This is a genomic window from Mesorhizobium sp. LSJC280B00 (assembly GCF_000502835.1).
Taxonomy (GTDB): Bacteria; Pseudomonadota; Alphaproteobacteria; order Rhizobiales; family Rhizobiaceae; genus Mesorhizobium.
Genome location: NZ_AYVL01000032.1, coordinates 35,600 through 58,588 on the forward strand (window position 1 = coordinate 35,600; position 22,989 = coordinate 58,588).

The 22,989-nt window shown below is 63.2% G+C and carries 26 protein-coding genes; 13 read left to right on the plus strand and 13 right to left on the minus strand.

Features of this window, described 5'->3' with window-relative positions; all coding sequences use genetic code 11:
- Positions 1 to 18: 18 nt before the first annotated feature.
- Genes X773_RS68725 through mdh form a run of 3 tightly spaced genes read right to left on the minus strand, consistent with a single transcriptional unit; the run spans position 19 to position 2,716 of the window.
- Entirely contained in the window at positions 19 to 510 is a 492-nt protein-coding gene (locus tag X773_RS68725; RefSeq protein ID WP_023679794.1) for a hypothetical protein, read from the minus strand.
- A complete protein-coding gene (gene sucC, locus X773_RS68730) occupies positions 510 to 1,706 on the minus strand; it encodes an ADP-forming succinate--CoA ligase subunit beta (protein WP_023679795.1) in 1,197 nt (398 codons plus the stop codon). The genes X773_RS68725 and sucC overlap by 1 nt, the downstream gene beginning before the upstream one ends.
- Positions 1,707 to 1,747: 41 nt before the next feature.
- A complete protein-coding gene (gene mdh, locus X773_RS68735) occupies positions 1,748 to 2,716 on the minus strand; it encodes a malate dehydrogenase (protein ID WP_023679796.1) in 969 nt (322 codons plus the stop codon).
- A gap of 232 nt (positions 2,717 to 2,948) precedes the next feature.
- Between mdh and X773_RS68740 the strand changes: the two genes are divergently transcribed.
- A complete protein-coding gene (locus tag X773_RS68740) occupies positions 2,949 to 3,377 on the plus strand; it encodes a GNAT family N-acetyltransferase (protein ID WP_023679798.1) in 429 nt (142 codons plus the stop codon).
- Positions 3,378 to 3,411: 34 nt separating this feature from the next.
- Here X773_RS68740 and zapE read toward each other — a convergent pair whose 3' ends face one another.
- Both zapE and X773_RS68750 read right to left on the minus strand, forming a co-directional pair.
- On the minus strand, positions 3,412 to 4,614 hold the full coding sequence (gene zapE, locus X773_RS68745; protein WP_023679799.1) for a cell division protein ZapE: 1,203 nt from the start codon (positions 4,612 to 4,614) through the stop codon (positions 3,412 to 3,414).
- Between the two features lie 84 nt (positions 4,615 to 4,698).
- Entirely contained in the window at positions 4,699 to 5,238 is a 540-nt protein-coding gene (locus X773_RS68750) for a protease inhibitor Inh/omp19 family protein (RefSeq protein ID WP_023679800.1), read from the minus strand.
- 305 nt (positions 5,239 to 5,543) lie between these two features.
- Between X773_RS68750 and X773_RS68755 the strand changes: the two genes are divergently transcribed.
- The 8 genes from X773_RS68755 to X773_RS68790 all read left to right on the plus strand — a co-directional run bounded on the left by X773_RS68755 (position 5,544) and on the right by X773_RS68790 (position 12,658).
- Entirely contained in the window at positions 5,544 to 6,554 is a 1,011-nt protein-coding gene (locus X773_RS68755) for an MBL fold metallo-hydrolase (protein WP_031212715.1), read from the plus strand.
- A 70-nt stretch (positions 6,555 to 6,624) separates the two neighbouring features.
- On the plus strand, positions 6,625 to 6,786 hold the full coding sequence (locus X773_RS75410; RefSeq protein ID WP_031195454.1) for a DUF1328 family protein: 162 nt from the start codon (positions 6,625 to 6,627) through the stop codon (positions 6,784 to 6,786).
- 74 nt (positions 6,787 to 6,860) lie between these two features.
- Positions 6,861 to 7,745: a diaminopimelate epimerase gene (gene dapF, locus X773_RS68765; protein WP_023679803.1), complete on the plus strand. Its 885-nt coding sequence runs from the start codon at positions 6,861 to 6,863 to the stop codon at positions 7,743 to 7,745.
- Positions 7,745 to 9,046, plus strand: coding sequence for a tRNA (N(6)-L-threonylcarbamoyladenosine(37)-C(2))-methylthiotransferase MtaB (gene mtaB, locus X773_RS68770; protein WP_031212717.1), 1,302 nt, complete (start codon positions 7,745 to 7,747; stop codon positions 9,044 to 9,046). Before dapF ends, mtaB begins: the two co-directional genes overlap by 1 nt.
- 11 nt (positions 9,047 to 9,057) lie before the next feature.
- Positions 9,058 to 10,647 (plus strand): signal recognition particle-docking protein FtsY, encoded by a 1,590-nt coding sequence (gene ftsY, locus X773_RS68775; RefSeq protein ID WP_023679805.1) that lies wholly within the window; start codon positions 9,058 to 9,060, stop codon positions 10,645 to 10,647.
- 60 nt (positions 10,648 to 10,707) lie between these two features.
- Complete coding sequence (locus tag X773_RS68780; protein ID WP_023679806.1) at positions 10,708 to 11,373, plus strand: septation protein A; 666 nt, start codon at positions 10,708 to 10,710, stop codon at positions 11,371 to 11,373.
- 90 nt (positions 11,374 to 11,463) lie between these two features.
- Positions 11,464 to 12,084, plus strand: a complete 621-nt coding sequence (locus tag X773_RS68785) for a pyridoxamine 5'-phosphate oxidase family protein (RefSeq protein ID WP_023679807.1) — start codon at positions 11,464 to 11,466, stop codon at positions 12,082 to 12,084.
- 40 nt (positions 12,085 to 12,124) lie between these two features.
- Positions 12,125 to 12,658 (plus strand): NADPH-dependent FMN reductase, encoded by a 534-nt coding sequence (locus X773_RS68790; RefSeq protein ID WP_031212720.1) that lies wholly within the window; start codon positions 12,125 to 12,127, stop codon positions 12,656 to 12,658.
- A gap of 106 nt (positions 12,659 to 12,764) precedes the next feature.
- Here the strand turns inward: X773_RS68790 and X773_RS68795 are convergent, their stop codons facing one another.
- Together X773_RS68795 and X773_RS68800 are read right to left on the minus strand one after the other, a co-directional pair.
- Positions 12,765 to 12,974, minus strand: a complete 210-nt coding sequence (locus X773_RS68795; protein WP_023679809.1) for a tautomerase family protein — start codon at positions 12,972 to 12,974, stop codon at positions 12,765 to 12,767.
- A 32-nt stretch (positions 12,975 to 13,006) separates the two neighbouring features.
- On the minus strand, positions 13,007 to 13,924 hold the full coding sequence (locus X773_RS68800; RefSeq protein WP_023679810.1) for an SMP-30/gluconolactonase/LRE family protein: 918 nt from the start codon (positions 13,922 to 13,924) through the stop codon (positions 13,007 to 13,009).
- A gap of 264 nt (positions 13,925 to 14,188) precedes the next feature.
- Between X773_RS68800 and X773_RS75415 the strand changes: the two genes are divergently transcribed.
- A complete protein-coding gene (locus tag X773_RS75415) occupies positions 14,189 to 14,356 on the plus strand; it encodes a hypothetical protein (protein ID WP_023679811.1) in 168 nt (55 codons plus the stop codon).
- A gap of 177 nt (positions 14,357 to 14,533) precedes the next feature.
- Here X773_RS75415 and X773_RS68805 read toward each other — a convergent pair whose 3' ends face one another.
- From X773_RS68805 to ccmA, 4 genes are all read right to left on the minus strand, one after another.
- The gene (locus X773_RS68805; RefSeq protein ID WP_023679812.1) at positions 14,534 to 15,109 is read right to left on the minus strand and encodes a DsbE family thiol:disulfide interchange protein; all 576 of its coding nucleotides are present in this window, start codon (positions 15,107 to 15,109) and stop codon (positions 14,534 to 14,536) included.
- A complete protein-coding gene (gene ccmD, locus X773_RS68810) occupies positions 15,106 to 15,273 on the minus strand; it encodes a heme exporter protein CcmD (RefSeq protein WP_023679813.1) in 168 nt (55 codons plus the stop codon). The genes X773_RS68805 and ccmD overlap by 4 nt, the downstream gene beginning before the upstream one ends.
- Before the next feature lie 126 nt (positions 15,274 to 15,399).
- Positions 15,400 to 16,065 (minus strand): heme exporter protein CcmB, encoded by a 666-nt coding sequence (ccmB, locus tag X773_RS68815; RefSeq protein ID WP_023679814.1) that lies wholly within the window; start codon positions 16,063 to 16,065, stop codon positions 15,400 to 15,402.
- A 109-nt stretch (positions 16,066 to 16,174) separates the two neighbouring features.
- A complete protein-coding gene (ccmA, locus tag X773_RS68820) occupies positions 16,175 to 16,774 on the minus strand; it encodes a heme ABC exporter ATP-binding protein CcmA (RefSeq protein WP_023679815.1) in 600 nt (199 codons plus the stop codon).
- Positions 16,775 to 17,056: 282 nt separating this feature from the next.
- On the opposite strand from ccmA, the gene acnA reads away from it, so the two are divergent.
- Positions 17,057 to 19,747, plus strand: coding sequence for an aconitate hydratase AcnA (gene acnA / locus X773_RS68825; RefSeq protein WP_023679816.1), 2,691 nt, complete (start codon positions 17,057 to 17,059; stop codon positions 19,745 to 19,747).
- 61 nt (positions 19,748 to 19,808) lie between these two features.
- Here acnA and X773_RS68830 read toward each other — a convergent pair whose 3' ends face one another.
- Positions 19,809 to 20,489 (minus strand): ceramidase domain-containing protein, encoded by a 681-nt coding sequence (locus tag X773_RS68830; protein ID WP_023679817.1) that lies wholly within the window; start codon positions 20,487 to 20,489, stop codon positions 19,809 to 19,811.
- Positions 20,490 to 20,664: 175 nt separating this feature from the next.
- On the opposite strand from X773_RS68830, the gene X773_RS68835 reads away from it, so the two are divergent.
- Together X773_RS68835 and X773_RS0139430 are read left to right on the plus strand one after the other, a co-directional pair.
- Positions 20,665 to 21,414, plus strand: coding sequence for a thioredoxin family protein (locus X773_RS68835; RefSeq protein WP_031212721.1), 750 nt, complete (start codon positions 20,665 to 20,667; stop codon positions 21,412 to 21,414).
- A 613-nt stretch (positions 21,415 to 22,027) separates the two neighbouring features.
- Positions 22,028 to 22,414, plus strand: coding sequence for a DUF2794 domain-containing protein (locus tag X773_RS0139430; RefSeq protein WP_031212724.1), 387 nt, complete (start codon positions 22,028 to 22,030; stop codon positions 22,412 to 22,414).
- A gap of 4 nt (positions 22,415 to 22,418) precedes the next feature.
- On the opposite strand, the gene X773_RS68840 is transcribed toward X773_RS0139430, so the two are convergent.
- Positions 22,419 to 22,988, minus strand: coding sequence for a GNAT family N-acetyltransferase (locus X773_RS68840; protein WP_023679820.1), 570 nt, complete (start codon positions 22,986 to 22,988; stop codon positions 22,419 to 22,421).
- Position 22,989 lies beyond the last annotated feature (1 nt).

A 22,989-nucleotide genomic window follows, 5' to 3' on the forward strand; every position in this document is an offset into this window, starting at 1 on the left:
GACCCTGAAGTTCTGTTTTCAAGCTGGGCATTTTTGGTTTCCGTGAACGACAGCACCGATCCATCGGCCCCCGGCGCGCCGGATCGTCACGATCTGCACCGATAAATTGCCGTTAGATGTTCTCAATTCACCAAGGGACTTGGGGTCATCATCGGCTTGGAAACTGTTGCCATATTTGGTCAGAAGCCTTTTCAGGATCATGTTGGCGGCCAGCTTCGGATCGTTGGTGCCGAAGGAGACCAGGCAGTCGCAGCGACCGTTCGAACTCTTGATTGAGGCAACGATTTCCGTAGCCTTGTAGACTTGCAGCCCGTCGGATCCGGCCTTGAACCCGCTTTGCCGGGCAACCGCGTTGAACCGGCCGAAGCTGGGCGCCGTTGCCGGACATAAGTTCATGAAGAGATTGACCCTCTTGCCGATCCAGGCGGGCGACTTCGAACTATCCGCGGCCGCAGCAGCGCTGGCCCAAAAAGCCATGCCGCAGAGCGCTATGGCCAGCAACCGATGCATCAGTCGCCCTTCACCGCCGCGACAATCTTCTTGGCTGCGTCATCGAGGTCATCGGCCGACACCACGTTCAGCCCGCTGTCGTTGATGATCTTCTTGCCGAGCTCGGCATTGGTGCCTTCCAGCCGCACCACCAGCGGCACTTGCAGGCCGACCTCCTTGACTGCTGCGATGACGCCCTCGGCGATGATGTCGCACTTCATGATACCGCCGAAGATGTTGATCAGGATGCCTTTGACCGCCGGATCCTTGGTGATGATCTTGAACGCCGCCGTCACCTTTTCTTTCGACGCACCGCCGCCGACGTCGAGGAAATTGGCGGGCTCGGCGCCATAGAGCTTGATGATGTCCATCGTTGCCATGGCAAGGCCGGCGCCGTTGACCATGCAGCCGATATTGCCGTCGAGCGCGACATAGGCGAGGTCGTATTTCGACGCCTCGATCTCTTTCTCGTCCTCTTCGGTGGTGTCGCGCAATTCGAGCACGTCCGGGTGACGGAACAGCGCATTGTTGTCGAACGACACTTTTGCGTCGAGCACGCGCAGCCGGCCGTTCTTCATGACGATCAAAGGGTTGACCTCGAGCAGGCTCATGTCCTTCTCGACAAACGCCTTGTAGAGGATCGGAAACAGCGTCGCGCCATCCTTGGCGGCGTCGCCGTCGAGTCTCAGTGCGGCGTTGAGCTTCTTCACATCGTCGGCCGTCACGCCCTTTTCCGGGTCGATGGCGACGGTAATGATCTTTTCCGGCGTGTCGTGGGCGACCGCCTCGATGTCCATGCCGCCCTCGGTCGAGACGACGAAGGCGACGCGCCCGACCGAGCGGTCGACCAGGATCGACAGATAGAGCTCGCGCTCGATGTCGGCGCCGTCCTCGATATAGAGCCGGTTGACCTGCTTGCCGGCCGGGCCGGTCTGCTTGGTGACCAGCGTATGGCCGAGCATCTCCTTGGCGTTGGCGACGACCTCGGCCACCGACTTCGCCAGCCTGACACCGCCCTTGGCATCGGGCCCGAGCTCCTTGAACTTGCCCTTGCCGCGGCCGCCGGCATGGATCTGGCTCTTGACCACATAGAGTGGGCCGGGCAGCGCCTTGGCGGCAGCTTCCGCCTCGCTCGCCTTGAACACCGGCACGCCCTCGGCCACGGGTGCGCCAAAGCCTTTCAGCAGCGCCTTGCCCTGATACTCATGGATGTTCATGCGCTATGTCTCCAGCTTGCTTGGCGGGCTTGGTTACCGGCTTACTTGGCCGCGAGATGCGGAGCGATCTTGACGCAGGCGTCGCACAGGCCCTGCACCGCCGCGACCGAATTGTCGAACATCTTCTGCTCGTTCTTCGCGAGCTCGATCTCGATGATCCGCTCGACGCCGCCGGCGCCGATCACCACGGGAACGCCGACATAGGTGTTCTTGACGCCATATTGGCCGGAGAGATAGGCAGCACAGGGCAGCACCCGCTTCTTGTCCTTGAGATAGGCTTCGGCCATGGCAATGGCCGAAGCTGCCGGCGCATAAAAGGCAGAGCCGGTCTTGAGCAGGCCGACGATCTCGGCGCCGCCGTCGCGGGTGCGCTGCACGATCTGGTCGAGCCGCTCCCTCGAGGTCCAGCCCATCTTGATGAGGTCGGGCAGCGGGATGCCGGCAACCGTCGAATAGCGGATCATCGGCACCATGGAATCGCCGTGGCCGCCGAGCACGAAGGCAGTGACGTCCTCGACCGAGACCTTGAATTCCTCGGCCAGGAAATAACGGAAGCGCGAACTGTCGAGCACGCCGGCCATGCCGACGACATGGCTCTTGGGCAGGCCGGAAAACTTCTGCAGCGCCCAGACCATGGCGTCGAGCGGATTGGTGATGCAGATGACGAAGGCTTTCGGCGCGTATTTCTTGAGGCCGGCGCCGACCTGCTCCATCACCTTCAGATTGATGCCTAGAAGATCGTCGCGGCTCATGCCGGGCTTGCGCGGCACGCCGGCGGTGACGATGCAGACATCGGCGCCCTCGATGCCGGCATAGTCGTTGACGCCGGTCAGCCTGGAGTCGAACCCATCGACTGGCGACGACTGCGCGATGTCCAGCCCCTTGCCTTGCGGGATGCCTTCGGCGATATCGAACAGCACGACGTCGCCGAGATCCTTGAGGCCGACCATGTGGGCGAGGGTGCCGCCGATCATGCCCGAGCCGATGAGCGCTATCTTGTTGCGTGCCATGTCAGGATATTTTCCCTTTGACTATGACGGCGCCCAAATCCTTGACGATTTGATGACGGCGTCGGAGGAAGAGGCCGGAATGCTGCGGAACCGCGAAATTCGCCGCACGCAATAGCCCCGGCCGCACAAAAATTCAAACGATTATTTTGGAGTGAGTAATTTCAATCGGTTAGAAACAATGGGAATTACGTAAACGTCAAAATTCTGAAGCCGGCTAGAGGAATTCTACACAATGGCACTGGAAATCAGAAGGCTGTTTCCTGACGATGACGCCCTTGTGATGCGGGTTGCCGATGAAGTCTTCGACGAGCCGGTCAGGCCGGATCGGCTCTCCGCCTATCTCGCGGAGCCCTGTCATTTCATGGTCGTGGCCCTCGCCGACGGCATCGTCGTTGGCCAATGCGCAGCCGTCATCCACCGCCACCCGGACAAGGTGAGCGAACTCTACATAGACGAGGTCGGCGTGGCGCCGGCCTTTCAACGCCAGGGCATTGCGACGAGGATGCTCGGCGCCATGTTCGCACTCGGTCGCGAGCATGGCTGTGAGGAGGCGTGGGTCGGCACCGAGCCGGACAATGTTGCTGCTCGCGCACTTTACGAGTCGCGAAAAGAGCCGCATGGGCCGGCGGAGGGGTTCGTCATGTATGTTTATCGGTTATAGGCGCCGGCGGAAGCGGCCCCTTCTGTACTATCCCTCACGCCTGAGCCTGCCGTGCCTCGGTCGATGATCCCTGCGCCCTCTGCCTCTCCGCCCAGTCCTCCAGCCAGTCGTGGCTCTGCATCTCGATCAGCCGCGATGCGGTGCGCTCGAACTCGAAGACTTCGTTGCCGCGCTTGGCCGTATAGAGCTGCGCCGGCGGTGCCGCGGCGCTCATCACCAGCCGTACATGATGATCGTAGAGCGTATCGACCAGCAGGATGAAGCGCTTGGCTTCGTTGCGCTTGCCTTCGCCGAGCACCGGCACATGGTCGATGAAGATGGTCGAGAAACGGCTGGCAATGGCAAGATAGTCGCGGGCGCCGAGCGGCCTCTCGCAGAGATCGGCGAAGGAAAACCGCGCCGCCTCGCCGGCAGCACGCGGCACTACGACGTGCCGGCCCTTCACCGTCAGCATCGTCTCGGCCGTCGGCCTGCCATGCGTCATCACCGCCCACGCGTCGTCGAGCGCATGGTCGGCGACGGCATCGGCCGGGGTGACGTAGACCGGCATGTGGCTGAGCTTGTCGAGGCGGTAATCCTTGTCGGCGTCAAGCGCCAGCACCTGCGCGTGGCGCTCCAGGATAGCGACAAACGGCAAAAACAACTGACGGTTCAGCCCGTCGCGGTAGAGATCCTGCGGCGCGACATTGGAAGTGGCAACCAGCACCACGCCATTGGCAAACAACGCCGAGAACAACCTTGACAGGATCATCGCATCGGCGATGTCGGTGACGGAGAACTCGTCGAAGCATAGCACCCAGGCTTCCTCGGCCAGCGCGCGCGCCACCGGCGGGATCGGGTCGTCCTCCTTGGCCGTGCCGTTCTTGCGAGCCTGCCGGTGCTTCTGGATGCGGTCCTGCACGTCGGCCATGAAGTCGTTGAAATGCACCCGGCGCTTGCGCCGCACCGGCAGCAGCTCGAAAAACATGTCCATTAGCATGGTCTTGCCGCGGCCGACGCCGCCATGGATGTAAAGGCCCTTGACCGCCTCGTGCACCTCGCGCTTGCGGGCGAACAACCACCCCAGCGCGCTTGATTTCTGCGCCAGCCGCTTTGCCGATATCTCTTCGATCAGCCGGTCGAGCGCAGCGGCGATCCGCTCCTGCGCCGGATCGCGCCCGATAGCGCCCGTCTCGACCAGATGGTCATAGCGCTGCTTGACGGTCGCATGGGTCTGGAGGCCGTCACGCAGATGCATTGGTCACGTCGTTCCGGAGCAATTCCAAGAAAAGTGTGTAGCGGTTTTCTGTCCGGAATTGCGTAACAATGGGGGGCCGTTCTCTTACCTTGTAAGCGAGATCGGCAGGCCGTTGGAAGTCTGGCCGTCGAATTTCTCGCCGCCCGAAGAATAGAGCCGTGCCAGCGTGCCGCCATTCTCGTCAAAGAGCGTCAGCTGTTTGCCGGCGACGTTCCACGATTTGATGCCATCGAGCGGCGCCGGGCAATGCAGCGGTCCGGCGCGGTAGCCCGAACCGAATTTGGTCTGCGGCGTCGCCACCTGACAGCTCTGGCCGGACACGCTTGCCTTCCAAACACCGGCGACGCTGGAGGCGGTCAGATCGGCCGCACCGGCCGGCGCCGTCCCGTCGGGCGGCAGCGAGGCGACCTGCGTGTTCTGCGGCGCGGTCGGAAATTTCGACGGGTCGGCCGGGCCGGGTGTCGCCGGTGGCGGCAGCTGGTTTGCAGTCACCTTGCCGGCGGGTGCTGCTTCCAGCGGCGCCGGCTGCTGCTCGTCCATCGATGAGAACCGTGAGGTTGAACAGCCGCTCGCAACGAGCACGGCCAACGATACGGCCAGCAGGCCGGTTTTCGAAAATTTCATTCTTCAACCTCCGTCGGATCGGGCTGGGGATGCCGTCCGCGCAATGTCCCCCTCACCAAGATGGAGAAGGTGGCGAAATTTCAACCCGATATGGTTAAAATACGGTTTGCGCCGCTAATGTTGCAAATTTGTCGCAAAATGCACATTGCCTGAAATTGTGTTACGCCTTGGCCGTTTGGCCGACACCTCCGGTTGATTCGATACGGCGCGCTGGCGCCAAACCCTTGGCGTTCACCTCAAATGCTTGTGCGGGCCGGCGCCGGCATTATCTCTTGGCGATCAGCAAACTGCAGGGAGCCGATTTCTTGGCCGCGAGAAAGAGAGCCGCCAACCGCTATTACAGCGGGCCGCCCAGCGATCATTTCGACGGCACCTTGTTCTTCAATCCCGACGGACGGCCGCCAGGTCGCTTTGCCGATCTGTTGAAATGGCAATTGAGCCGCGAGCGCTCGAAATGGCCGGCGGCGGATCCGAGCCCGTTTCCACCGGCAAGACCGGTCGAGCGCATCGATGGTTCTGCGCTGCGCCTCACCATGGTCGGTCATTCCTCACTGCTCGTCCAGACAGCCGGCCTGAACATCCTGACCGACCCGGTCTGGTCGCGGCGCGTCTCGCCGCTCTCCTTCGCGGGGCCGAAACGCGTCAATCCGCCGGGGATCGCCTTTTCCCATTTGCCGTCGATCGACCTCGTGCTGGTCAGCCACAACCACTACGACCATCTCGACCTCGCCACGCTGAAGCGCCTGAAGTCAGGACACGACCCGCTGCTGCTGACGCCGCTCGGCAACGACACGATCATCGGCGCTGCCGTGCCCCGTATGCGGCTTTCCGCGCATGACTGGGGCGACCGGGTCGATATCGGCGATGGCGTCGCCGTCCATGTCGAACCGGTGCACCACTGGTCGGCCCGCGGTACTCGCGACCGGCGCATGGCGCTGTGGGCGGGTTTCGTTGTCGAGACACCCGGTGCAAAGATCTATTTCGCCGGCGATACCGGCTTCCACGGTGGCATCAATTACCGGCTGATGGCGCAAAAGCACGGCGGGTTCCGCCTCGCCATCCTGCCGATCGGCGCCTACGAGCCGCGCTGGTTCATGGCGCCACATCACCAGGATCCGGAGGAGGCGGTGCAAGGCATGCTTTTGTGCAACGCCGCCTATGCCGCCGGCTGTCACTGGGGCACGTTCCGGCTCACCAACGAGCCGATCGACGAGCCGCCCAGAAAGCTCGGCGAAGCGCTCGATGCTGCCGGCCTGCCGCGGCAATGTTTTCGCGCCTTGCGGCCGGGCGAAGTCTGGGACGTGCCGGCGGTCTAGCGCGGCGGAACCTGAGGCATCATATAGACGTTTGTAGGTGTTCAAACCTGTCGGCTGCGAGGTGTCTCTCATGATCAGGTGGATCATCATTCTTTTGATTATCGCGGCCGCGGCGAGCCTGCTCGGCATGCCGGCTCTGGCCGGAGCCGCCGCCACCGGCGCCCGCATCCTCATCGGCATCGTGCTGATCATCTTCCTGCTGATCGTGCTTGGCGTCTTCGCGGTGACCTGAAAATCACGCCGCGCTGGTAATTTCTGCCGCTATCCGCCATATAGGCGCCAAACCGGCAAGAGACGTTTCGATCGATGGCAAGCGCGGCCCCTTTCGCCAAGATGAACGGCATCGGCAACGAAATCATCGTTGCCGATATGCGCGGCCGTGCCGATCGCGTGACGTCTGCGGCAGCCGTCGCGCTCAATGCCGACGCGTCGACCAGGTTCGACCAGATCATGGCGATCCACGACGCCAGGACGCCGGGCACCGCCTTTTTCATCGATATCTTGAATTCCGACGGAACCAGCGCGCAAGCTTGCGGCAACGGCATGCGCTGCGTCGTCCAGGCGCTCGCCGCCGAGACCGGCCAGAAGACATTTGCCTTTGAAACAGTCGCCGGCATCCTAAACGCCGAGGAACATGCCGACGGAATGATCTCGGTCGACATGGGCAGGCCGCGCTTTGGCTGGCAGGACATCCCGCTGGCCGAGGAATTCCGCGACACCCGCATGATCGAGCTGCAGATCGGCCCGATCGATGCCCCGGTGCTGCATTCGCCGTCGGTCGTCTCGATGGGCAATCCGCACGCTATCTTCTGGGTCGACCGCGACGTCTGGTCCTACGAGCTCGAGCGCTTCGGCCCGCTGCTCGAAAACCACCCGATCTTCCCCGAGCGCGCCAACATCACCATCGCGCAGGTGACTTCGCCGGAGACCATGATCATCCGCACCTGGGAGCGCGGCGCCGGCCTGACCAGGGCCTGCGGCTCGGCCGCTTGCGCCGCTGTGGTCGCCGCGTCCCGCACCCGGCGTACCGGCCGCGGCGTTACGCTGATGACGCCCGGCGGCGGCTCGCTGCATGTTTTGTGGCGCGACGACGACCACGTCATCCTGACCGGTGCCGCCGAATGGGAATTTTCCGGCAGCTTCGATCCGTCGACCGGGGCGTGGGCGCGCGACACCGAAAGCGCCGCCTGATGGCTCCTCTTGGCAACAAGGGTATCGAGGTCGTCACCTTCGGCTGCCGGCTGAACACCTATGAATCCGAGGTGATGCGGCGTGAAGCCGAAAGTGCGGGCCTCGGCGGGCTCGAAGGCGGTGCCATCATCTTCAACACCTGCGCCGTCACCGGCGAGGCTGTACGCCAGGCCAAGCAGTCGATCAGAAAAGCCCGCCGTGAGAACCCGGCTGCCCGCATCATCGTTACCGGCTGCGCCGCGCAGACCGGCCCGCAGGATTTCGTCGCCATGGACGAGGTCGATCTCGTCCTCGGCAATGAGGAAAAGCTGAAGGCGCATTCCTATCGCGCGCTGCCGGATTTCGGCGTCAACGACACTGAGAAGGCGCGCGTCAACGATATCTTTTCGGTGCGCGAGACGGCCGCCCACATGGTCGACGCCATCGAGGGCCGGGCGCGCGCTTTTGTCCAGGTGCAGAACGGCTGCGACCACCGCTGTACCTTCTGCATCATTCCCTACGGTCGCGGCAATTCGCGCTCGGTGCCGATGGGCGCCGTGGTCGAGCAGATCAAGCGACTCGTCGGCAATGGTTATGCCGAGATCGTGCTGACGGGCGTCGACATGACCAGTTTTGGCGCCGATCTGCCGGGCGCGCCGAAGCTCGGCAAATTGGTCAAGACGATACTGAAGCAGGTGCCCGACGTGAAACGCCTGCGGCTTTCCTCCATCGACTCGATCGAGGCCGACGACGATCTGCTGGACGCCATCGCCACCGAGCCGAGGCTGATGCCGCATCTGCATCTGTCGCTGCAATCGGGTGACGACATGATCCTGAAGCGGATGAAGCGCCGGCACAGCCGCGACCAGTCGATCCGCTTTTGCGAGGATGTGCGCAAACTGCGCCCCGGCATTGTTTTCGGCGCCGACATCATCGCCGGCTTCCCGACCGAGACGGACGCCATGTTCGAAAACTCGCTGGAGATCGTCGAGGAATGCGGCCTGACGCATCTCCACGTCTTTCCGTTTTCGCCGCGCCAGGGCACGCCCGCCGCGCGCATGCCGCAGCTCCGCCGCGACGTCGTCAAGCAACGCGCGGCACGCCTGCGCGCCGCCGGCGAGGCCGCCTATCGCCGCCATCTTGCCTCGCTCGCTGGAACGCATCAGTCGATCCTGGTCGAGCGTGACGGCCTTGGCCGCACCGAAGGGTTTACGCTGGCCGCGGTCTCTGCCGGCGCTCCGGGCGACATCGTCGAGGCTGATATCGCGGGCCATGACGGTATCCGACTGATCGCAGCGCCGCTTGCCGCCCGCGCCGCCTGAGAGCGCAAGACATGGCTGGTTTTTTCAAGAAGATATTTTCGTTCGGCAAGAAGGAAGTCGTCGAGGAGCGGCCCGACGAGACCGCACCGCTGCCGCCGATCAAATGGGACGAACTGGAGGCGCTGAAACCGGCCGCCGAGCAGGCCGTCCCGGAGTTTTTGAAACGCGACGAGTCGCGACCCGAAGTCGAAGCCGTACCTCCACCGCCAGTCGAACCAGAGTTGCCTCCGGCACCCCAACCGGCGCCGGAATCGCAGAAGCCTGAGCCGCCGCCGACCATTCCACCCGAGCCGGAAACGCCTGCTGAGGAACCGGAGGAGATCCGGGCCGAGCCGCAGCAGCCAGAAATCGTCCCCTCCCAGCCAGAACCTGCACCCGTCGAAGTGCCGGTAGTGCCCACCGAGGCTCCCTCAGCAGCGCCAGCGCGCGAAGTCCCTCCCGCCGAAATACCGCCCCCGATCCGCCAGCCAGCGCCGGCCGAGACGAAACCGATCTTGACCGAGATCGCGCCCGAACCGGAGGTCGTGCCGGCGCCCCACCCTCCCATCGAGGGGGAGGTAAAGCCCGAGCCAGAAGCCGTTCCGCAACCATCGCCGGAGCCAAAGCCCGCCCCCGGCAAAGTCACCGTAACCAAGAAGGTCGAGCAGAAAGCCGAGCCGCAGAAGGCGCCCGAACCGGCGCCGAGGCGTTCCTGGTTCCAGCGCATGCGAGACGGGCTTGCCCGCTCTTCCCGGGAGTTGTCGGGCAACATCGCCGGCGTCTTCACCAAGCGGAAGCTTGACGAGGACACGCTGCAGGACCTGGAGGATGTGCTGATCCGCGCCGATCTCGGCATGGAGACGGCTTTGCGCGTTACCGACGCGCTCTCCGCCAGCCGCTACGGCAAGGACGTCTCCGACACCGAAGTCCGGGCCATCATGGCGGCCGAGGTTGAGAAGGTGCTGACCCACGTCGCCATGCCGTTGGAGCTCGACCTCAGCCACAAGCCGCATGTCATCCTGGTGGTCGGCGTCAACGGCACGGGGAAGACCACGACCATCGGCAAGCTGGCGGCGAAGCTCACCGATGGCGGTCTCTCGGTGATGCTCGCCGCCGGCGACACCTTTCGCGCAGCCGCGATCGAGCAGCTGAAGATCTGGGGCGAGCGTACCAACTCGCCGGTCATTGCCTCGAAGCTCGGCGCCGATGCCGCCGGCCTCGCCTACGATGCATTCGAGCGCGCGAAGGAGGCCGGCTCCGACGTGCTGATCATCGACACCGCCGGGCGGCTGCAGAACAAGACCGAACTAATGGCGGAACTGGAAAAGATCGTCCGGGTGCTGGGCAAGCTCGATCCGGAAGCGCCGCACACGGTGCTGCAGACGGTCGATGCCACCACCGGCCAGAACGCGCTCAACCAGGTCGAGATCTTCCGCAATGTCGCCGGCGTCAACGGCCTGGTGATGACCAAGCTGGACGGCACGGCGCGCGGCGGTATTCTGGTGGCGATCGCGGCAAAGCACAAATTGCCGGTCTATTTCATCGGCGTCGGCGAACAGGTCGACGACCTCGAACCCTTTTCCGCAAGCGAATTCGCCAGGGCGATCGCTGGCGTGGCTTGACGAGCATGATCCCGAAAAGTTGCAGACTTTTTGGATTGAATCATGCGTAAGAAGGATCTTATGAGCCCACCCATCCTCGAACGCGACCTGTCCGATCCACGCCGCAAGGCGTTGAACCCCGGCCTGAAATTCCTGCTCGAGCTCGGGCCTGGCCTGGTGTTCTTTTTCACCACCATCCGCGGCGCGTGGCTTGTCGGGAAATTTCCGATCCTCGGCCATATCGGCGAGCCTATCCTGATTGCCACAGCGTTCTTTATGGTGGCGACGGCGCTGTCGCTCAGCGTTTCGTGGATCTTGACGCGCAGCTGGCCGATCATGCCGCTGGTCTCGGCCATCGTGGTGTTTGTGTTTGGCGCACTGGCGCTGTGGCTGCAGGACAAGACCTTCGCTTTCATGAAGCCGACAATCATCAACAGCCTGTTCGGCATCACGTTGCTTGGCGGGTTGGCGTTTGGCAGATCGCTGTTGGGCTATGTCTTTGATTCCGCCTTCAATCTCGACGCTGAAGGCTGGCGCAAACTCACTTTCCGATGGGGGCTCTTCTTCCTTTTTCTGGCTGCGCTGAACGAGGTCGTGTGGCGCAACTTTTCTGAGGAAGCCTGGCTTTATTTCAAGGTCTGGGGCACGATTCCCATTACCCTTGTCTTCACGTTAAGCCAAATGCCGTTGATCCTGCGCCATTCGCTCGAGGACAAGACCGGCAAGGAAGAGAAGGCCGGCAAATAGAGCAATTCCAGGAAAGTGTGTAGCGGTTTTCCCGGGAAAAGCGCGTAGCGCTTTCCCTAGGGAATTGCGTCAGAATAAGAGGAGAGGGGCATGGAATTCATCACCACACGCGACGAGTTGAGGACGATCTACAAGACGCCTCGGCCGACTGACGGCTCGATCCGCAAGGAACTGAAGGCATTGGACGGCCACTGCCGTTCCTTCATCGGCAAGAGCCCTTTCGTGCTGATCGGCTCGTCCGACGGCGCCGGCAATGCCGATGTGACGCCCAAGGGCGACAGGCCGGGCTTCGTAACAGTGCTCGACGAGAAGACCATCGTCATCCCCGACCGTCCCGGCAACAACCGGCTCGACACGCTGGAGAACATCCTTCTCAATCCCTCGATCGGGCTGCTCTTCCTCATTCCCGGCATGAACGAAACGCTGCGTGTCAATGGCGATGCCCGCATCACCGTCGATGCGGCATTGCGTGAGCGGCTGGCGGTCGACGGCAAGGCACCGCAAAGCGTCGTCGTGGTGACGGTCAAGGCCGCCTACATGCATTGCGCCAAGGCCTTCATGCGCTCCGAATTGTGGAAGCCGGAGAGCTGGTACGACCGCGCGACGCTGCCGACGCTCGGCCAGATCCTGCGCGACCAGTTGGCGCTCGCCGATTCGGCCGAGGCGACCGACCGCTGGCTGGACGAGGAATACAGGGAGACCATGTGGTAGCGTGATCGGCAACGAATCGCCCAAGCCGGTCTCCATTCCTTTGCTCAACATCCTCGCCATCTCCGGCAGCCTGCGCGCCGCCTCGACCAATTCGGCCCTGCTCGCGGCACTCGCGCAAAACGCGCCGCCGGACTGTCACGTCTCCGTCTACGATGGGCTTGGCCGGCTGCCGATTTTCAACCCCGACGAGGAAGGCGAGCGGACGCCGCTGCAAGCAGCAGTGCTGATCGATGCGGTCACCGCCGCTGACGGCGTCATCGTCTCCTGCCCGGAATATGCCCACGGTGTGCCAGGCGGCCTAAAGAACGCGCTTGACTGGCTGGTGTCGCGCGATGCCGCCGTCGGCAAGCCGGCCACGCTGGTCCACGCCTCGCCGCGCTCGCTGTTTGCCCGCGCCGCACTGGCCGAGGTCATGCGGACAATGTCTTTCGCGCTCCATGAGGAAGCAGCGCTCGAAATCGCGCTGCTCGGCAAGAGGCCGCCGGAGGTGGAGGATATCTTATCGCAGCCGGAAAACCGGCTGACGATGCGCCGCGCCGTTTCGGCCTTCGCGGGCTTCATCCGCTCGCGGTGAACGCCGGACCGTGCTTTCGTCATCCCAGGGTCTCCGCGACGGAGCTTCGCTCCTGCTCCGCCCTGGGATGACGACGCTAGGAGCTGCGGCCAATCTGTGCCGAGAACTATCCCTTGCCCCTCCGCGTCTCGACGTCGGTCTCGCCGACGAACCAGTCGCGTGCAGCGACCTCCTCGAAAACCACCCAGACATCATTGTTGGTCAGGCCGGTGACGCTGGTGATGGCCGCTGTCACCTGGGCGGCGATCGCGGCCTTTTTGCCGGCCGGGTCATCGGCAATCACCTCCTTGACCAGGCGGATATTCACGAATGGCATGGTTCCCTCCCTTGCATATGCTTGGCGGCCGCTCAGTAGGTTTTGGCGCCGTTGACCATGAGCCGGACCATGTAGAGCGAGGTCGTGCCGGCGATGTAGAGGCAGTTCAGCTTGTTGCCGCCGAACACGCAATTAGCAACGACTTCCGGTACCTTGACCTTGCCGATCAGCGTCCCGTCCGGATCGTAGCAATGGATCCCGTCGGCGGCACTGGTCCAGATGCGGCCGTCCGCATCCAGCCTGAAACCGTCGAACAGGCCGGCGGTGCAGTCGGCAAAGACCTTTTCGCCTGAGACCGTCTTGCCGCCCTGGTCGACATTGAACACCCGGATGTGCGCCGGGTTTTGTGCACCATGCGTGCGGCCAGTGTCGGCGACATAGAGCTTGCTCTCGTCAAGGGAGAAGGCGAGCCCGTTGGGCCTGACCATGTCGGTGATCACCGCCTCGGTCTCGCCGGTGCCGGGATCGACCCGGTAGACATGGCAGGCGCCGATCTCGCTTTCGGCCTTGTCGCCCTCGTAATCGGTATCGATGCCGTAGCTCGGGTCGGTGAACCAGATCGAGCCGTCGGACTTGACCACGGCGTCATTGGGCGAGTTCAGCCGCTTGCCGCGCCATTTGTCGGCGATGGTGACTACCGACCCGTCATGCTCGGTGCGGCTGACGCGGCGGCCGGAATGCTCGCAAGTAACCAGCCGGCCTTGCCGGTCGACCGTGTTGCCGTTGGAATTGCCGGACGGCTGACGGAACCCGCTGACGCTGCCGTCGGTCTCGTCGTAACGCAGCATGCGATTGTTCGGGATGTCGGACCAGACCACATAGCGCCCGGCCGCGAACCAGGCCGGTCCTTCCGCCCATCGGCAGCCGGTAAACAGCCTGTCGACCTGTGCATTGCCGTTGAACAGCCGCGAAAAGCGCGGATCGAGAACTTCGTAGAATTCGCTGGCCATGGTTCCTCCCGGTAGCAGTCGCTTGGCAAGGCGCGATCAAGCCAGCCCACGATCGATATGGCAAGATCGATGATGCGTCAGAAGCATTATGGAAGCGAATGCTGGCCCGGACGGCAGGTCACATCCCGTTAACCGGCTATGCGCCCAGCGCAATGGTGCATTGCAACATCTTATTTTTGCAATGCACCATAACTATGTCATGCTCCGTATCGATCAAGGGAGGAACAACTGGCCGCGAAACGCGGCGCAAAAAGGAAACTCGCTATGATCATCGACAGCCTTATGAGCCGCGCTCGCGCCAGCATCGCCAAGCGCCGGCATTACAACCGCCTCGTCGCCGAAATCGACAGCTTCAGCAGCCGTGACCTCGCCGACATGCGCGCCGACCGCAGCGAAATGCTCTACCAGATCCACAAGCAGATCTACGGCTGAGTCTTCGGTCGACCTATCACGTGGTCGACCTATCACGTTCGTCATCCTTGGGCGTAGCGACGCAAAGCGGAGCAAAGACCCTNGACCTATCACGTGGTCGACCTATCACGTTCGTCATCCTTGGGCGTAGCGACGCAAAGCGGAGCAAAGACCCTAGCATGACGAAACGGCGGGCCATCAGCCCGGCATGGCCAGCGCCTTCTCGATTTCGGGTAACAGCAGCGTCCGCGCCGAGTCCGGCGTCAGCGGCCCTACATGCTTATAGGCGATCTTGCCATCCTTGCCGATGACGAAGGTCTCCGGCACGCCGTAGACACCCCAGTCGATCGCCGTGCGTCCGGCCTGGTCGACGCCGATCGCCTGGAATGGGTTGCCGAGATCGCCAAGGAACCGACGGGCGTTTTCCGGCTGGTCCTTGTAGTTCAGCGCCGCCATGACGAAGCGTCTGTCCTGCGACAGCGCCAGCAGCACCGGATGCTCTTCGCGGCACGGCGCGCACCAGGACGCGAAGACGTTGACCAGCGTCACCTTGCCGGCGAACTGTTTTGAATCGAGGCCCGGCAAATTGGTGCCTTCGAGCGCCGGCAGGTTGGTCTGCGGCGCCGGCAGGCCGATCAGCGCTGACGGCACTTCCGACACGTCGCGCCCGGACAAAAGCTGCGCCAGGAACAATCCCGCCAGCCCGAGAAAGACCAGCAGCGGCAGCAGCACGATCAGGCGGCGGCGCGCCGGTGTTTGGGCTTCCGTGCTCATGATTTTACTGCCTTATCGGAGCGCCGGCGCACGCCGGATGCCTCCAGCTCGGCAAGCTCTCGCTTGCGGCCGCGCTGGTCGAGCAGAATCCAGCCGATCAGCCCGCCCAGCGCCACGGCCGTGATCGCATAGGCGGCGGTGACATAAAGCGCATGTACGCTCATGCTTTTCGCTCCGCGGCGCTTTCCAACCGGTCCGTCTCACGCCGTTCCAACATGTCTTCTCTTAACGCTGCGCCATCGGCTCCGCAATTGTTCGCCGCGCCGCAGGCATGAGCTGAAGCCAACACATCAATCCGTTCCGTGCCGCAGCGCCAGCGCCGCCGCCACAGGGCCGAGCACGGCAAGAAACAAGGTCAGCGCGGCAAGAATGAGGAAGGGCTGCAGGAATGGATCGGGGTCCGCCACCGCGCCATAGCTTGCCGATACGCCGAAGATCAGCACGGGAATGGTCAGCGGCAGCACGAGCACCGAGATGAGCAGCCCGCCACGCGGCAACGCCACTGCCACCGCTGCACCGGCAGCACCGATGAAGGTGATCGCCGGCGTGCCTACCAGAAGCGTCAACGCCGTGGCGCCGATGCCGGCCGGCTCCATGTTCATGAACAGGCCGAGCAAGGGAGCGGCGATGACCAGCGGCAGCACGCTTCCCGCCCAATGCGCCAGGCATTTCGTCAGCACGGTCAAGGCCAGCATGTGCCGGTCGTTGCCAAGCACCAGAAGATCGAGCGAGCCGTCCTCGCGGTCGGCCTGGAACAGCCGGTCGAGGCCGAGCAGGCAGGCCAGCAAGGCGGCGATCCACAGGATCGCCGGGCCGATGCGGGCCAGCAGCTTCAGCTCGGGACCGACGCCGAAGGGGATGGTCGCGATAACGGCGAGAAAGAAAATCACGCCGGTAAGCGCCCCGCCGCCGGCGCGGATACTCAGGCGGATGTCGCGGAGGAAGAGGGCTAGCATGATGTGAGATGCTTTCGCCTGGGCACCCCCCTCTGTCCTGCCGGACATCTCCCCCTCAAGGGAGGAGATTGGCTGTCAGGACAGAGGGGGGCGTGAAGGAATGTCAACATCAGCCGGTCATCCTCAATTCCTTTCCCTCGATCCCCAGCGGCAAATGCGTCGCCGCAACCACGATTCCCCCACTCTCGAGGTGCTTCCCCATCGATTCGCCGAATCTCTCCTCCGAAGCCTTGTCCAGTCCTGCCGTCGGCTCATCGAGCAGCCACAATGGCCGGTGGCTTACCAGCAGTTTTGCAATCGCCGCGCGGCGGCGTTGCCCGGTCGAGAGATAGCCGAACGGCAGATGGCCGATGCCGCCCAGCCCGACGGTTTCCAGCGCCTCTTCAACACCCGCGGAACCGGCGCCCGAAAAATCGCGCCAGAAGCACAGGTTTTCCGTAACGCTCAGCGCCGTCTTCATCGCGTTGAGGTGGCCGAGATAGTGACACGCCGAGGCGGCCGACGGAAAGTCTTCGCCACCATCTTCGAACCGCACACGGCCTGCCGCCACTGGCAACAGCCCGGCGACGATCCTGAGCAGCGTCGATTTGCCGGCGCCGTTCGGCCCGGTGACGACCAGCGCCTGGCCATCCCCCAGCGCGAATTCGATGCCGGAAAATACCGTCTCGCCGCCGCGTTCGCCGCCCAGATTTTCGGCGATCAGCCGCATCCGTCCCCCTTCGCCGAAAGTTCAGGTGCGGCTTCGGTGCGCCGCAGCAAAAATGGCGAATCCGTGTCTAGAACTATTCCAGAAAATTCTCTATATCCGCATCATCCGTGCCAGCGGTCGGCACGGGAACCGAATTTGCGCCGAACCAGCGCGCGTGCCGCCTTGAACGGCCCGGACGCTTGGGAACGGATAGCGGAAATGGCCGTACCCGCACCTTTGCGCGTGATTTGCATGCCCACTGGCGTCCGTTCCCTTCCGGCAACCGACAGTTAGGGATCGCACGTGTCCAAATCACTCGACAGCTTCAATTGCCGCCGCACGCTGACCGCCGGCGGCGCCGAGTACATCTACTATGACCTTGTCGAGGCCGAAAAGAACGGCCTCACCGGCATCGCCCAATTGCCCTATTCGATGAAGGTGCTGCTGGAGAATCTGCTGCGCAACGAGGACGGCCGTTCCGTCACCAAGGAGAGCATCCAGGCGGTCGCCGGCTGGCTGACTGACCGGGGCACCGCCGGCGTCGAGATCGCCTATCGCCCGGCTCGCGTGCTGATGCAGGATTTCACCGGCGTTCCAGCCGTGGTCGACCTTGCCGCCATGCGCGACGCCATGGCCTCGCTCGGCGGCGACCCGCAAAAGATCAATCCGCTGGTGCCGGTCGATCTAGTCATCGACCACTCGGTCATCGTCGACGAATTCGGCACGCCACTGGCTTTCGCCCGCAATGTCGAGCTTGAATATGAGCGCAACGAGGAACGCTACAAATTCCTGAAATGGGGCCAGCAGGCGTTCCGCAATTTCCGCGTCGTGCCGCCCGGCACCGGCATCTGCCATCAGGTCAATCTTGAGTATCTCGGCCAGGTCGTGTGGACCAACAGCGAAGATGGCGAGACCACCGCTTATCCCGACACCTGCGTCGGCACCGATTCGCACACCACGATGATCAACGGCCTTGGCGTGCTCGGCTGGGGCGTCGGCGGTATCGAGGCGGAGGCCGCGATGCTCGGCCAGCCGGTCTCCATGCTGCTGCCGGAAGTCATCGGCTTTCACCTCACCGGCAGGTTGAGGGAAGGCGTGACCGCCACCGACCTGGTGCTCACCGTCACGCAGATGCTGCGCAAGAAGGGCGTCGTCGGCAAGTTCGTCGAATTCTTCGGGCCGGGCCTGTCCAACATGACGCTGGCCGATCGCGCCACCATCGGCAACATGGCGCCAGAATATGGCGCCACCTGCGGCTTCTTCCCGGTCGACAGCGAAACCATCCGCTATCTCACAATGTCCGGTCGCGACGAAAGCCGCATCGCCCTGGTCGAGGCTTATTCGAAGGCGCAAGGCTTGTGGCGCGATGCCGGCTCTGCCGATCCGGTCTTCACCGACCTGCTGGAGCTCGATCTCGGCAGTGTCGTCCCGTCGATGGCCGGCCCGAAGCGGCCTGAAGGCCGGGTCGCACTTGAAGACATTCCGGCCGGCTTCGCCAAGGCCATGGAGACCGAATACAGGAAGGCCGCCGAAATCGACAAGCGCTATGCCGTCGAGAGCACGGACTACGATCTTGGCCATGGCGATGTGGTCATCGCCGCCATCACCTCCTGCACCAACACCTCGAACCCGAGCGTGCTGATCGGCGCCGGGCTGTTGGCGCGCAACGCCAACCGGCTCGGCCTCAAGCAGAAGCCGTGGGTCAAGACCTCATTGGCGCCGGGCAGCCAGGTCGTCGCCGAATATCTCGAGAAATCCGGCCTGCAGAAGGAGCTCGACCAGATCGGCTTCAACCTGGTCGGCTTCGGCTGCACCACCTGCATCGGCAATTCCGGCCCGTTGCCGGCGCCGATCTCCAAGACCATCAACGATAAGGGCTTGATTGCTGCGGCAGTCTTGTCCGGCAACCGCAATTTCGAAGGCCGCGTCTCGCCCGACGTGCAGGCGAACTATCTCGCCTCGCCGCCGCTGGTCGTCGCCCACGCGCTGGCCGGGACCGTGACCAAAGATCTGACCACCGAGCCGCTCGGCGACGATCGCAACGGCAGTCCGGTCTATCTCAAAGACATCTGGCCAAGTTCGGTCGAGATCCAGGAATTCATCGAGAAGAACGTCACGCGCGAATTGTTCGCCCGCAAGTATGCCGACGTCTTCAAGGGCGACGAGTACTGGCAGAATGTCAAGGCGCCGGAAGGCCAGACCTATGCCTGGGACGACAATTCGACCTATGTGCAGAACCCACCCTATTTCGCCGGCATGAAGTCAGGCTTCGGCAAGATCGGCGATATCAAGGGCGCGCGTGTGCTCGGCCTGTTCGGCGACAAGATCACCACCGACCACATTTCGCCGGCCGGTTCGATCAAGGCGGCCTCGCCGGCCGGCAAGTATCTCACCGACCACGGCGTCGGCGTCGCCGATTTCAACCAGTACGGCACACGCCGCGGCAATCATGAGGTAATGATGCGCGGCACCTTCGCCAATATCCGCATCCGCAACCATATGCTGGGCGAGAACGGCCGCGAGGGCGGCTACACCATCCATTACCCCTCGAAAGAAGAGGAATCGATCTACGACGCCGCGATGCGCTACAAGAAGGAAGGCGTGCCGCTGGTCATTTTCGCCGGCGTCGAATATGGCAACGGCTCGTCGCGTGACTGGGCGGCCAAGGGCACCAATTTGCTGGGCGTCCGCGCGGTCATCGCCCAGTCCTTCGAGCGCATCCACCGCTCCAATTTGGTCGGCATGGGCGTGATCCCCTTCGTCTTCGAGGAAGGCACCTCATGGGCCTCGCTCAACCTCAAGGGCGACGAACTGGTCGAGATCGACGGACTGAGCAACATCAAGCCGCGGCAGAAGATGATCGCCAGGATCACCTACGGCGACGGCAGCGTCAAAGAGGTTCCGATCATCTGCCGCATCGATACGCTGGACGAGCTCGACTACTTCAAGAATGGCGGCATCCTGCAATACGTGCTGCGCGATCTGGCCGCTTAAGGGAGTAGGGCAATAAGGGAGTAGGGCAGTAGGGTGAAGCAAGGAGAAGCGACTTATTCCCCTACTGCCCTATTCCCCCAATTCCCGGCTTTCCAAACCGCGCTGTCGCCGCCAGCAGCACGCCGAGCATCAGCCCGTTGAATATGTGCCACAGGAAATGCGTGCCGAGCGGAAAGCCGCCGCAGACCAGCGGATCGATCATCCTGCAGATGACCGACACGACGAAGATCGCCGAACCCGCCAGATTGTACCAGCCGGCGCGATTGCCGCTGGCCGCCACCCAGGCGCCGAAGAAGGCGAGCGCCAGAAACGGCGGCAGATAGCCGGTCGTCCCGTTCGACGCCTGGCGCAGCCAGTCCGGCACGGCAAAGGTCACCAGCCCGGCAACGGCGTAAAAGGCAACGAAAATGGCGATCGCCTTGCCCCATTTCATGCCGAGAAAACGTCGCAGGTTGAACAGCGTGTAGGCCAGCGTGAACCCTGCAATGGGCAGCACGTCGGCCAGGATCATTGCCCTTGTGGCAAAGGTGTGGAACAGCGACGAGCCGACGCCGATCGCCACCACCCACCAGGCCAGCACTTCGGCGAAGGTGCCGGTGCCGCGCTTGCGCACCTGCCAGACACCCCATAGCCCGGCGGCAAAAAAAGCCAGATTGCTCAGCGCATTGAGCGGTTCGGCCCAGAATTCCGGCCCCGTCCGTTCGCAATAGAGGTCGACCGGCGCCAGGAGAGATTGCCACATGCTGATTGCCGCCCGAATCGCTTCCATCGTGAAGTGCAAGTCCACCTATTGCGCCCTTGCCAGCGGTTGCAACGGCAAAATTTCACCGCAACGTGACTTCCCGTTGACTGCCGCTTCTGCCACATATTTCGACAACCAGAACAAAGCCGGCGTCACCGGCGGGATCGGAACGGCCATGCCATCTCGAAGACCATTGCGGCTTGCGGCCCTTGCGCTGGCCCTCTCGGCGTTTGCCGGCACGGCCCTTGCCGAGCCAGCTGACAAGCCATTAGGCGTCGTCGAGCTCTTCACCAGCCAGGGATGCAACTCCTGTCCGCCGGCCGACGAACTCTTCGCCGAGCTTGCCGCCAAGGAGGACATCGTCGCGCTCGCCTATCATGTCGATTATTGGGATTACCTCGGCTGGCAGGACACGCTGAGCCGCAAGGAAAATACCGAGCGGCAATACGAGTATATGCGCGCCTTCGGCAGTCGTTCCGTCTACACCCCGCAAGCCGTCATAAACGGCCGCAGCCATGTCAACGGCGCCAGCCGCGAGGAAGTCGACGGCGCGCTGGCCCGCATGGAGAGGGTCGGCGAAGGCATGCGCGTCGGCATCAAGGTCAGCCGGACCAGCGATCGCGTCATGATCGATGCCGGCGACGCCGTGACCGGCCCCACCGACGCGCATGTCGTCATCGTCTATTTCAACCCGCCACAGACGATAAAGATCGGCAAGGGCGAAAACAGCGGCCGCAGCATGACCTACTGGAACGCCGTCTCCACCATCCAGACCGCCGGCATGTGGCACGGCAAGGCGCAGCGCTACGAACTGCCGATGAGCGAGATCGCCAAGAAGGGCGGCTGCGCCGTGCTGCTGCAGTCGGTCGGCAAGGACGGCATGCCCGGGCCGATCCTGGGCGCAGCCTTTATCCGCAAGCCTTAAGCGGGGACCTCTCCTTCTCCCCTTGTGGGAGAAGGTGGATCGGCGCGCAGCGCCGAGACGGTTGAGGGGTGCTGGAAGAATTGAGGCGGCGGCGATTTCAAGGAAATTGCCAAGCTGGAACACCCCTCATCCGTCGCCTTCGGCGACACCTTCTCCCACAAGGGGAGAAGGGAGAACCGCGCTCAACCTTCTGATGGCAGCCAATCCGGACGGATCGCACCGCCACGGCTCCGGCCAATAAAAAACCGGCGTCAGCTTGCTTCTGACGCCGGTCATTTAGGTTTTGGGATCGTCGCACCCGATCTTTCCAAGGAAAAACCGAGGTTGGTTCGATCCGACGCAGACCCGTGGGCGGGGGGCTTGGGGTTTACGAGCCGGTGCCGGACCGAACCGTCTCAGGCAACACCGGTAAATTCGTCGGACATTGGGGCATGAGCACGGATAAAAAAAGGCAGGATTGTGGCGAAGCATCACCAATTCCAACAGGCGTTTCGCAAACGTGACTGGACGCTGGAGAAACCGCGCGGTGCTGGCCTTGCCCGGCCGGGCCTTGCAATTCGGCAACGAAAGCGCCAACTTTGGTCGGCGTACGATTCATTGCGAGGATCCAGGCATGACTGATCGCAGCAGCGGGACGGAGGATGGGGACGCATCCGCAATATTGATCCCGCTGCATGAGGCAAGACGCGAACGCCTCGACCAGCCGGTGCGGTTCGACCGGCGCGAACTGGACCAGATCCTCAGGCTCTACGGCCGTATGGTTGCCGCCAACGAGTGGCGCGACTATGCCATCGACCATCTCGCCGACCGCGCCGTTTTTTCCGTCTTCCGCCGCACCAGCGAAGTGCCGCTTTTCCAGATCGTCAAGGATCCGAAGCTGGCGCGACGGCAAGGCGCGTTCGCCGTCATCGCCGCCGGCGGGCGCATCCTCAAGCGCGGCCAGGAACTCGGCCGGGTGCTTGGCGTGTTCGACCGAACACTGAAGCTGGTCGAGGCGTAACCCTTTATTTTTGCTGGCGGAACTTCCGCTCGGGCAGCGATTGCGGATCAGGCGGGATGGACGCCCCGCCATTGATCGGCAGCTGCATGAACACCGTGTCCAGCCAGCGTCCGTGCTTGTAGCCTGAGCCTTCCAGGCGGCCGGAATGACGAAAGCCGAGCTTCTCGTGCAGCCGTACCGAGGCGCTGTCGGGCCGGCCGTCGCCGATCACCGCGATGATCTGGCGAAAACCCGCCGCCTTGGCCGCCTCGATCAGCCCTTGCATCAGGAGCAGCCCGACGCCTTGCCCTTTGGCCTCGGGCGCGACATAGACGGAATCCTCAACGACGAAGCGGTACGCCGGGCGCGGCCGGAACGCCCCGGCATAGGCATAGCCGAGCACGCCGCCGGCCTTTTCCGCAATGAGATAGGGAAAGCCGCCCGCCATCAGGCTGTCGAAGCGCGCGCCCATCTCGGTACGGCTTGGCGGTTCGAGTTCATAGCTCGCCGTGCCATTCGTCACCGCGTCGGCATAGATTTCCGTGATCCGGTCGAGATCGGCCGACGTCGCGGCCCGCAAGGTGATGCTGCTCATA